Genomic DNA, 9,623 nt, shown 5'->3' on the forward strand with positions numbered 1-9,623 from the left:
TTTTCATGGAACCTCCTCGGGAAAGACTACGAGAAAATTCCACTTCTGGCGTCAGCTAACCGGCGGGGGGATTACCGAGCGACTTCTCGGCGAGCTGCTTCTCAAGTTCTGCTCGCTCAAGGCCGCTCTTCAGCTCGTCGCGCTCCTTCTCGGCCGCACTCACTGCCTCGGTGATCGCCAGCTTCTGAGCAATCGCGATGGCATCGAGCTTGGAGTTCAGGCCCTGAATCTCCGCGTCCTTGGCTGCGACAGCCCTCTGCGACTCGCTGGCGATCTTCATCTGGGCGAGCTCGACGGCGTTCCGCTTGTCCTGCTCGGCAAGTTCAAGCCGCTCATGCAACTGCTGCTCGAAGTCATTGTCGCGAACCTGTTTCAGGATGTTCGCGTACCCGGCCTCGTCAATCTTGAATGCTTTCCCGCAGTGCGGGCAGATGATTTCATGCATGACTATTTACCCTTCGCCTTAGCCAGAACCTCAATGAGCATCCTTGGCACCTCTCCTTCGGCCTCAAGTGTCGCTGTCCGGTACGCGAGTTGATTTTTCGCGAGCCTGATACCTGCGGCAGCCTCGACTTTTTTGCAGGCCGTGAACCATTCGGTCCATTTTTCCGACAAGAACGCTTCAAGGTGATCCTCAAAGATTGCTACCTCGTCAGAAACAATGGCCGATGGAAAGTCCTCTTCAGAGAGACCGAAATACTTCAATGCCGCGCGATTCGCTGCTATGTGGGATTTCCGGTCCTCCTCGATCTTGTCTTTCGCCTTCCCATTGGCTTTTGCATGCGCTTCAAACCCGCCATCCGCATCGAAGAGCGCATAGACCGGGATGCCGATCAACGTCAGAATCGCGTGTGCAAGCGGGATCGATGTCTTGCCTCCTACAGGGACTATGGAGACACCAGCGGCCTCAAGCGAGCCGAGAGAGCTCTTATCGCCAATGCCGTAGAAAACTGACGATTCTGTCGTTCCTTCCACGAGGAAAGCGCGATGCGCAAACAGCGCCACCGCAAGCTGATTCGCCACGATGCCATCAAGCTGGCGATCAACTGTATCCGGTCTCAGTACTCCGTTCAGCTTGGCTTTTACAGCAGCAACCGTGGCAAGGTGGACAGTGACCACTGGCGTCTCGTCAGACGACCTCGTCAGCCGCCTGACCTGGTCAAAATGTCGCGCCTCAAGAAAGAAGGGGCTATGAGTCGCATAGGTCACTTGGATGCGTTTTGCGGCGTCCTCGGCGAGCGACCGGAGCACCTTCGCGAACGTCTGAGCTTGGATCGGGTGCTGAAAGAGTTCCGGCTCCTCGATCGCCAAGCAGATGACACCCTCTGCCGACGCCGCACCTGACTGCGCCAACAGCTGGAGTGCCGAAATCAGAAGCGTGCGCTGAAAACCATGTCCTTGTCTCTCCACAGCAGTCTCGGTTGCGCCATCCCGCACGGCCACGTCGAACATCGTGCGAGATGCCTTGAGTTCCACCTCGGCGGGGGTAACCGTGACAGCCCGGCCGGGAGAGTAGGACGTGAGGACCTCGTTGAGTTGTGTCGTCATGGCCTCGAGCTGTGCCTTGAACTTCTCCTCGTAGACTATCTGCTGCTTCGCGCGCGATTCTTCGACAATCTTCGTGATCTCCTCATCAGCAGCAGCACGGTCAACTGAACGCTCAAGGATTCGACCGAGAATGCTCGACCTCCCGTCGATCGACTCCTCGCTCGCCCGGAGGTCAGCAGTGACCAGGACGAAGTCGAACAGTCCACTCATCTTGCCGCCGCTGTTGAAGCCAAAGAAGTTGGTCTGCAGGGACTCCGGCGCTTCGACGAGCTGATCGGTATGAACAGCTTCCCACGTCGTCATAGCTTGGTTGGCAGCATCGACACTGCTCCAAGTCGAGAGACCAAGCGACGAATCAGAATTCCGCAGATCGTTGTAAGCGGCCTTCTTGTCGGCAGCCGATCCCTTACCGCGGATTGCATTGAACGGCGCATAGCTCTTCGAGTTCGCAGATAGACTTTCAGTCCCGTCTGGGGCCCGACGCTTCCACGCGGTGAATGTCGTAACCCCTGCCGGAGCGTACTTGCCAAGCTCACCCCGATCCTTATCCGTGAGGTCAGCGAATGTGACCTGAACTTCGATTTCTTCGTCAGTCGCCCTGAAGGAGCAGTCTTTCTCCGTCAGCGACCCGAGCTTGCCGTTGAAGTACCAGTCAAGCGCACGAAGCACCGTTGATTTGCCGACTCCGTTCGGCCCGATGAAGGTCGTGACGGAATCGAAGGGGATCGTCACGTCTTTCAACGTGCGGAAGTTCTTGATTCGAACGGATTGGATCTTCATTGCTGCTTCCAGCTCCCTCTGCCTTCCACCGACGAATGAGTGTCCGTTTCGCCTGTGCCGGCTATACAGGCTACCCTCCTTTGGGGTGCGAACGCCAAACTCGCTGCCCGGTGGGGCAATATCTCGCTGGATCGTTCAACACCAAGGAGGTGTGAAATGTCACAAGCTGATCTGTGCAACGCCATCAAAGCTCAACGCCTTGTTCGGTTTTACTACAATCTCGACGACGAGCCTGGATTCCGTACGGTGGAGCCTCACATGGTCGCTCGCACCAATAAGGCAGTGCTGGCGTTGAGTGCTTGGTACCTAACGGGTGCCACAAAATCGGGGCGAGGTCCGGGCTGGCGCATCTATCTGCTGTCTGGCATTTCGCAAGTCACGGTGCTCGAACAGACATTCGATGGGCCACGAGACGGATACAAAGCCGATGGTGGTAAGTCGTTCCACGACGTCCAATGTGGTTTGTCGTAAGAACTCTCCGAGCAAATGCCTACCGAAGCCGGGACGGAGGCTGAGGTTTCCCCACGAATCTTCTCGTTCAATCAACGCGTTGCATGCGGATTGAAGGAACAGTGCGCGCATGATGCGGTCAATCCTCACGGGTTACGAAGCCAGAGGAGACCACACCATGCGCGCCACCAAAGTATTGCAAAAGTGCCTGGGCGAGGCACTGCAGCCGATGCATGCACTGCGCCGTCGCGTGTTGTTGCGTGCCGTGGAAGCATTGATCCATGGCCGTCGTCTGACCTTGATCGATGTCGCCCGCGGGTGGCCCGGTGCGGAGCGCATCCGCGCGCCGCTGAAGGCACTGGATCGACTGCTGGGTAATCGACATCTGCACGCTGAGCGTGAACACGTGCACGGAGCCATGGCGCGCTGGTTATTGCGCGGCCCGCATCCGGTCATCGTGCTGGACTGGTGTGACCTGAAAGCCGATCGGCGCTGGCATCTATTGCGCGCGGCGGTTCCCGTCGGCGGGCGGGCCCTGACGATACTGGACATGGTATTTCCCGATGGGCAACAAGGTTCGCCAGCGGCAGAGAAACGATTTCTGCAGCGATTGGCGGCGCTGATTCCCGAGGATGTGCGGCCGATTCTGGTGACCGATGCCGGCTTTCGCGCGCCATGGTTTCGCGCTGTCGAAGCCATGGGCTGGCACTGGTTGGGACGGCTGCGCCACCGCACGCTGGTGAAGCCCACGGATGCGGTGGATACGCCGGATGCGTGGGTGCCGTGCCGAGCGCTCTACGAGCTGGCCGTCGCTGCACCGCGCGACTTGGGGCTGATGGATACGGTGCGTGCAAAGCCCTGGTGCTGTCGCGTGGTAGTGCATGCCAGACCACCGCAGGGACGCAGACAACGCAACCGTCAGGGTATGCCGTCACGCACCAAGAAGAGCCAAGAGAACGCGGCCCGCGAACGCGAGCCATGGCTACTCGTTGCCTCGCCTGCACTGAGGCACCTGAGCGCCCGACAAATGGTGGCGCTGTATGCCCGGCGCATGCAGATTGAACTGTCCTTCCGGGATCTGAAATCCCACCGCTACGGTCATGCCTTTGAGGACAGTTTGACCCGCAAGGGTAAGCGTATCGAAGTGCTGCTGTTGCTTCATACGATGGCAGCGTTCGCCAGTTGGCTGGTCGGCATGGCGTGCGAGACGGCAGGTATCGACGAATGGCTGGCACCTTTTCGATCGAAGCGACGGCTGTACTCGATCATGCGACTCGGCCGTGAGGCGTTGGTGCGACGATGGTCAAACGTCAGGCTCGACGAACTCATGGAACAGATACGAAAGCCATCTCCGGCGCTGCTCGATCAGATGGCTGTGACAGCATGAAAACGTGGGGAAACCTCAGGGACGGAGGAGGTTAAATGCCTCTGAGCTTGTTTTCGGCTCGCTTGGGCCGCCCAGGTTTTCGCATGCTCGCCGGGCGGCCCAAGATCTTTTCCGCCTTGGCCTTCCTGACTTCCTCCATCCCGATTTCCTTTTGCTCATTTAAGCCGTCGCCGCTTCGCGGCTGGCCCTAGTTCAGGCGCTTGCACATCGCCGAAGTATCCACTTCTGTGCCTGGAGATCAGGACAAGACGTGACGGTTGACACCATCCAGCTGCAATAGCAGACTCCATTTCAAGGAGCGTAGAAACTCCCCACACAGCGGTACCCACCTCCGTCAAACCGGTGGGTTTTTTGTGCCTATGTGCCTTGTAGGTGCAACCGACGCGAAGCCTGCGTCGGGAGGGCGGCGAATACAACACCCGCAAGGGGAATAAGCCCGCCGACTGTGTGCGGTTTCTAACCTCCCGACTTCCCGTCCGTCGTCATGCCGTGGACGGGCACTTCATGGAATTAGGAGGCGACCATGTCGACGTTCGATTCGGATGATCTGGAAACGACGGGCTATTTCCTGCCGGAGGACAGCCAGTTACGGCTGAAGCAGCTACGCGAATACATGGGGTTCCTGACCAATTTGGCGCGACCGCGCAGGCCGGACGAGGACCGGGAGTGGTTCTCGGAGATTCGCCCGGGCGAGGTGGCGATCTGCCTGGAGTTGCTGGAGGAGCAGATCGGACAGGTGCTGGACGAACTCTCCTGGCCGGCCGAGCGTGGCCTCAGGGCGGCAGCATGCGAGGCCGATGCGGAAGCGGAGGCTGACACGGTAGCCGCGGAACCGGACACCGCCGAGCCGGTGATGGATGAGGCCGGCAACCGCTTCCTCTTCGGCGTCACCCTGGATCAGTTCGACGGGATCGACCGGCTGCTCGACAGCCTGCGGGCCCTTGGCAATGTGGTGACCTGCAGCGATCACGCCGAGTTGTCCGACGTCACGCTGTCTATCATGGGCGATGCCATCGTCCGCGACGTGGAGAAACTGCGCGACATCATCGGCGACGTGAATGCGCAGGAACTGAAGCCAGCGCGCGGGACGAAACCCGGTGTGCGCGAGGAGCGGGGCGCCTACCATGCCGGGCGACCGCGTTTGTCCGTGGTGGACAACGCGTCACGTGCCGCGTGACCGCTGCCCGCCCACCGGAACAGGTGTCATGAAAAATGTCAGGGATAATTTCCGGCCGGCAACAGGAGCCGCCAAATTGTCCCTGACACCTTTTTTGCACTTCATAGCACTTCAGTAACCGTCCGGCCACCTCACCTGTACTGAGCCATCAGCAGCTGTTGCGATACGCGCCTGTTTTAACGGGAGCAAACACATGGATAGCAAGGCGGCATTCTGGAGGCGGCATCTGGCCGCGTGGCGCGACAGCGGCCAGAGTCAGGCGGCATATTGCCGGCAACAGGACGTGAGCCTGCCGTGCTTTGGTTACTGGCGCGGCAAGTTGGGTGCGGTGCCATCTGCCAAGGCGCTGTTGCCAATCGTCGTTTCGCAGGTGTCCACGCCGATGGACCGGATGGCGGTGGATCTGCCCAACGGCCTGCAGGTGCACCTGCCGGTCGGTAGCGATGCAGCGCAGTGGGTACCAATGATCCGGGCGCTGATGGCATGCTGAGCCCGGCCGGCTGGTGGTTGGTGGCGGCACCGATCGATCTGCGCTGCGGCATGGATCGGTTGTTGGTGCATGTACGCGAGATCCTCGACCGCAACCCGTTCGACGGCGCCGCGTATGTCTTCCGCAATCGCGCGGCCACGCGTATCAAGGTGCTGTGCTGTGACGCGCAGGGGACATGGCTGGCGGTGCGCCGATTGCAGGACGGCCGCTTCATCTGGCCCTCTGCCGGTGCGACCACCTGGTCGCTCGACCCCGAGCAGTTTGGATGGCTGTGTGCCGGTGTCGACTGGCAACGCTTGAGTCCGCAAAAAAGGCTTGCGCCACGCGTGTAAATCGCTACGCTGCGTGACCATGGATTACGCGCATTCCACCGCTGATATGGACGTCCAGACGCTACGCGTGTTGGTCGATCAACAGATGCAGCTGATCGCCGAGCGCGACCTGCAGATCGCGCAGCAGATGGCCCTGATCACGCATCACGAGCGCACGCTCACCGAGCGCGAAGCACGCATCAGCGTGCTGACGGCGGAGATCGCGCGGCTGCGCCGCGCGCAGTTCGCCGCCCGCTCAGAGAAGATGGATCCGGCCCAGCGCGCGCTATTCGAGGAGACCATGGCGGCGGATATCGCCGCGGTGGAAGCCGAGCTCGAAGCGCTGCAGTCGCCAGCGGCCGATGAACGGGCCAAGGATCGCCCGCGCCAGGCACCCAAGCGCCGTCCGCTGCCGGAAGACCTGGAGCGCGTCGAGACCCGGCATGAGCCGAGCACCTGCACCTGCGGGCAGTGCGGCGGCGAGCTGGTGCACCTTGGCGACCACGTCAGCGAGAAGCTGTCGTGCAAGCCGCTGCAGTTCTTTGTGCGTCGCGACGTCTATCCGCAGTACGCCTGCCGCGGCTGCGAGACGATCACCGCGGTGCCGGTGGCGCCGACCGTGATTGATCGCGGCATCGCCGCCCCGGACCTGCTGGCGCAGGTGCTGGTGGCCAAGTATGTGGATCACCTGCCGCTGTACCGGCAGGAGGCGATCTACGCCCGCAGCGGTATCGCCATTCCCCGCTCGACGCTGGCCGAGTGGATCGGTGCCTGCGGGGTGGCGCTGCAGCCGCTGGTCGATCGGATGCGCGACGCGCTGCTGCAGCTACCGGTGTTGCACGCCGACGAGACCCCAGTGGGCATGCTCGAGCCCGGCACAGGCAAGACGCATCGCAGTTACCTTTTCGCTTACCGCAGCGGCATCGGGCCACCGATCACCGTGTTCGACTTCTGTACCAGCCGCAGCGGCCAGCACGCCCGGCGCTTCCTCGGTGACTACCGCGGCGCGTTGATGGTCGACGACTACGTCGGCTACAAGGCGATGTTTGCCGCCGGCATGACCGAGCTTGGTTGCTGGGCGCATGCGCGTCGCAAGTTTGTCGACCAGCACAAGGCCAGCGGCAGCCCGATCGCTCGCGAAGCGATCAAACGCATCGCGGTGCTGTACCGGATCGAAGCCGAGGCGAGGGCCATGACGATCGACGACCGTCATGCCTACCGCCAGAAGCATGCCGTCCCGGCACTGCAGGCGATCAAGGCATGGCTGGACGACCTGCGGCCCCAGGTGGCCGGCAACAGCGGCACCGCCAACGCGATCGACTACACCCTGCGCCGCTGGCCCGCGCTGGCGCGCTATGCGGACGATGGCGCCTATCCGATCGACAACAACCCGATCGAGAACGCGATCCGGCCGATCGCCCTTGGCCGGAAGAATTGGCTTTTTGCCGGCTCCGAAACCGCGGGCAACCGCGTCGCGGCGATCATGAGTCTGCTGGCGACGGCCAAGGCCAACGGCCATGAGCCGCAGGCATGGCTCACTGACGTGCTCACGCGGCTGCCCACCACGAAGGATCGCGACATCGACACGCTGCTGCCCCTGCCGAACACCCCCTGATGGACTACAGCGCGATCATCACGGCCTTGCGCCGGGCCTCGGCGTTTGACCTGTATCGCCTGCGCTGGGCCATCGACCGTCAGCTGGATGATCCGCGCTGGATCCTGGCGGTACATGCCCGCGTGCATCGGGGGCAAGCGGTGGGCTTTTACGATCCGCGTAACAACGCCATGCACTCGGGCATCGTTGCCGAGCTTCGCCGCAAGCATGTGGTGCTGCAGTTGCCGACAGGAAACCGCATCTTGGTCGACTACGCCTCGATCAATCTCGACGGCGTGGATGCCGATATCCGGGAGCAACCCAGGCAAGGGCTGGGGCGTCACGAGGTCCGCGTCGGCGATGTCGTGGGCTTCCAGGACCGCGACGGCCGTCCGCATCAGGGCACTATCGTCCGGCTCAACGACAAGACCGTCACGCTGCAATCGGACGCCATGCAATGGCGTGTCGGCTACACCTTGCTTCATCGTGTGATACAGGGCGGCTGAACCAGTCAATGTGTCCTCGCCGGACGCTTACGCACTTCATGAGTTGAGTGCGCGACCGCCCATGATGGCTTGATTGAGTGACAACCACAGTTTACACTTCGCCTGTGTTTGAACTGGTCAAATCCGCGACTTTCGATGCCTGGTTCGGCGGCCTGCGCGATGTTCGCGCCAGGGCACGAATCGCGGCGCGGCTTGATCGCATAGCCGACGGAAACTTTGGCGACGTCAAGCCGGTAGGCAGCGGAGTCAGCGAGCTGCGGATCGACTATGGACCCGGTTATCGGGTGTACTTCATGCAGCGTGGCGCGGTGCTCGTAGTGGTGCTGGCCGGTGGCGACAAGCGCACCCAGCGTATCGACATCAAGACGGCCCAGCGCATTGCAGCCGAGTGGGAGCGTGGATCATGAAAGGCGTGCGAGAGACCTTTTCCCGTTATGACAGCGCCGACTACCTCAAGACCGAGGCGGACATCGCCGCTTATCTCGAAGCTTGCGCGGAGGAAGCGCCCAACGACCCCGTATTCATGCTCAAAGCCCTCGGCACGGTGGCACGCGCACGCAACATGAGCCAGTTGGCCGAAGCTGCCGGCATGACTCGCGCCGGGTTGTACAAGGCGCTGTCGGGCGAAGGCAACCCCAGCCTCGCCAACACCATGAAGGTGGCGAAGGCGCTCGGCTATCGACTGGCCCTGGTGCCTGATCGGGAGTGAAGTTGCGTGGCCGTACGCGGGCATCGCGCGAGCCCGCGTTGTGTTCAGGAATCGTCCCTGGCATCTCTCCGGCGATTTGTTCCTGTCGTCGAATGGCGCCAAGATGAATCGCAATGGCATCGCATCCGGAGTTTCCATGAAAACCGCAACCCTTCCTTCGCTGCGTGTTGAATCGGCGCTGCGTAGGAGGCGAAAAGGTGTCAGGGACAATTCTTACAGCGACAAGGCAGGTGTGAGATTTAGTGATATCGAATAGCCTCACCATCGTTTCCGGCGGCCAGACCGGTGCCGATCGCGCTGGCCTGGATTTCGCCATCGCACACGGCCAAACCTCAGGGTCAGAGCCCGTTACCGTGCTGTCAGTCACGCTGAGACGGTGAGCCGCTTGCGCCAGCTTATCCAGCCGACCACAAGTGACAATGTCGCCACGACGAGTGGTGGCACAGCGTGCCCGTATTCGCCGTGGATGATGACGGTCGCGAGTGCGGCAAACATCACAGTGCAACCGAGCGCCGAGCCCAACAGGCGACTCGGCGCCCGGAAAAGCAGAATGGCCGCCGTGAGTTCCAGCGATCCGGTTACGAAATGGAACCAGGGTAATCCCCCCGCCGGTTAGCTGACGCCAGAAGTGGAATTTTCTCGTAGTCTTTCCCGAGGAGGTTCCATGAAAA

General features: G+C 61.3%; 12 protein-coding genes. 10 read left to right on the forward strand and 2 right to left on the reverse strand.

The features are described 5' to 3' along the window. Window positions 1–55: 55 nt before the first annotated feature. A complete protein-coding gene (locus AC3WRN_RS16590; protein ID WP_492623814.1) occupies window positions 56–445 on the reverse strand; it encodes a hypothetical protein in 390 nt (129 codons plus the stop codon). Window positions 446–447: 2 nt separating this feature from the next. Beyond that, window positions 448–2,328 (reverse strand): ATP-dependent nuclease, encoded by a 1,881-nt coding sequence (locus AC3WRN_RS16595; RefSeq protein WP_492623815.1) that lies wholly within the window; start codon window positions 2,326–2,328, stop codon window positions 448–450. Between the two features lie 156 nt (window positions 2,329–2,484). On the opposite strand from AC3WRN_RS16595, the gene AC3WRN_RS16600 reads away from it, so the two are divergent. From AC3WRN_RS16600 to AC3WRN_RS16645, 10 genes are all read left to right on the forward strand, one after another. After that, a complete protein-coding gene (locus AC3WRN_RS16600; protein WP_492623816.1) occupies window positions 2,485–2,799 on the forward strand; it encodes a WYL domain-containing protein in 315 nt (104 codons plus the stop codon). A 157-nt stretch (window positions 2,800–2,956) separates the two neighbouring features. After that, window positions 2,957–4,165, forward strand: coding sequence for an IS4 family transposase (locus AC3WRN_RS16605; protein ID WP_492623817.1), 1,209 nt, complete (start codon window positions 2,957–2,959; stop codon window positions 4,163–4,165). A gap of 523 nt (window positions 4,166–4,688) precedes the next feature. Further along, entirely contained in the window at window positions 4,689–5,342 is a 654-nt protein-coding gene (locus AC3WRN_RS16610; protein WP_492623818.1) for an XAC0095 family protein, read from the forward strand. Window positions 5,343–5,535: 193 nt separating this feature from the next. Further along, window positions 5,536–5,832, forward strand: a complete 297-nt coding sequence (tnpA, locus tag AC3WRN_RS16615; protein WP_492623819.1) for an IS66 family insertion sequence element accessory protein TnpA — start codon at window positions 5,536–5,538, stop codon at window positions 5,830–5,832. Next, entirely contained in the window at window positions 5,826–6,164 is a 339-nt protein-coding gene (gene tnpB / locus AC3WRN_RS16620; protein ID WP_492623820.1) for an IS66 family insertion sequence element accessory protein TnpB, read from the forward strand. Before tnpA ends, tnpB begins: the two co-directional genes overlap by 7 nt. Window positions 6,165–6,183: 19 nt before the next feature. Next, window positions 6,184–7,758, forward strand: coding sequence for an IS66 family transposase (tnpC, locus tag AC3WRN_RS16625; protein WP_492623821.1), 1,575 nt, complete (start codon window positions 6,184–6,186; stop codon window positions 7,756–7,758). Continuing rightward, the gene (locus tag AC3WRN_RS16630; RefSeq protein ID WP_492623822.1) at window positions 7,758–8,243 is read left to right on the forward strand and encodes a hypothetical protein; all 486 of its coding nucleotides are present in this window, start codon (window positions 7,758–7,760) and stop codon (window positions 8,241–8,243) included. The genes tnpC and AC3WRN_RS16630 overlap by 1 nt, the downstream gene beginning before the upstream one ends. 104 nt (window positions 8,244–8,347) lie before the next feature. Continuing rightward, entirely contained in the window at window positions 8,348–8,650 is a 303-nt protein-coding gene (locus AC3WRN_RS16635; protein WP_492623823.1) for a type II toxin-antitoxin system RelE/ParE family toxin, read from the forward strand. Then, window positions 8,647–8,952, forward strand: a complete 306-nt coding sequence (locus AC3WRN_RS16640) for an addiction module antidote protein (protein ID WP_449422390.1) — start codon at window positions 8,647–8,649, stop codon at window positions 8,950–8,952. Before AC3WRN_RS16635 ends, AC3WRN_RS16640 begins: the two co-directional genes overlap by 4 nt. A 242-nt stretch (window positions 8,953–9,194) precedes the next feature. Continuing rightward, window positions 9,195–9,332, forward strand: a complete 138-nt coding sequence (locus tag AC3WRN_RS16645; RefSeq protein ID WP_492623824.1) for a YpsA SLOG family protein — start codon at window positions 9,195–9,197, stop codon at window positions 9,330–9,332. Window positions 9,333–9,623: the final 291 nt, after the last annotated feature.

Source organism: Rhodanobacter sp. FW101-FHT13A11 (assembly GCF_058790335.1).

Bases quoted from the DNA above. Each gene is read 5' to 3' on its own strand.
- AC3WRN_RS16590 (WP_492623814.1), bottom strand. From the start codon at position 445: ATGCATGAAATCATCTGCCCGCACTGCGGGAAAGCATTCAAGATTGAC.
- AC3WRN_RS16595 (WP_492623815.1), bottom strand. From the start codon at position 2,328: ATGAAGATCCAATCCGTTCGAATCAAGAACTTCCGCACGTTGAAAGAC.
- AC3WRN_RS16600 (WP_492623816.1), top strand. From the start codon at position 2,485: ATGTCACAAGCTGATCTGTGCAACGCCATCAAAGCTCAACGCCTTGTT.
- AC3WRN_RS16605 (WP_492623817.1), top strand. From the start codon at position 2,957: ATGCGCGCCACCAAAGTATTGCAAAAGTGCCTGGGCGAGGCACTGCAG.
- AC3WRN_RS16610 (WP_492623818.1), top strand. From the start codon at position 4,689: ATGTCGACGTTCGATTCGGATGATCTGGAAACGACGGGCTATTTCCTG.
- tnpA (WP_492623819.1), top strand. From the start codon at position 5,536: ATGGATAGCAAGGCGGCATTCTGGAGGCGGCATCTGGCCGCGTGGCGC.
- tnpB (WP_492623820.1), top strand. From the start codon at position 5,826: ATGCTGAGCCCGGCCGGCTGGTGGTTGGTGGCGGCACCGATCGATCTG.
- tnpC (WP_492623821.1), top strand. From the start codon at position 6,184: ATGGATTACGCGCATTCCACCGCTGATATGGACGTCCAGACGCTACGC.
- AC3WRN_RS16630 (WP_492623822.1), top strand. From the start codon at position 7,758: ATGGACTACAGCGCGATCATCACGGCCTTGCGCCGGGCCTCGGCGTTT.
- AC3WRN_RS16640 (WP_449422390.1), top strand. From the start codon at position 8,647: ATGAAAGGCGTGCGAGAGACCTTTTCCCGTTATGACAGCGCCGACTAC.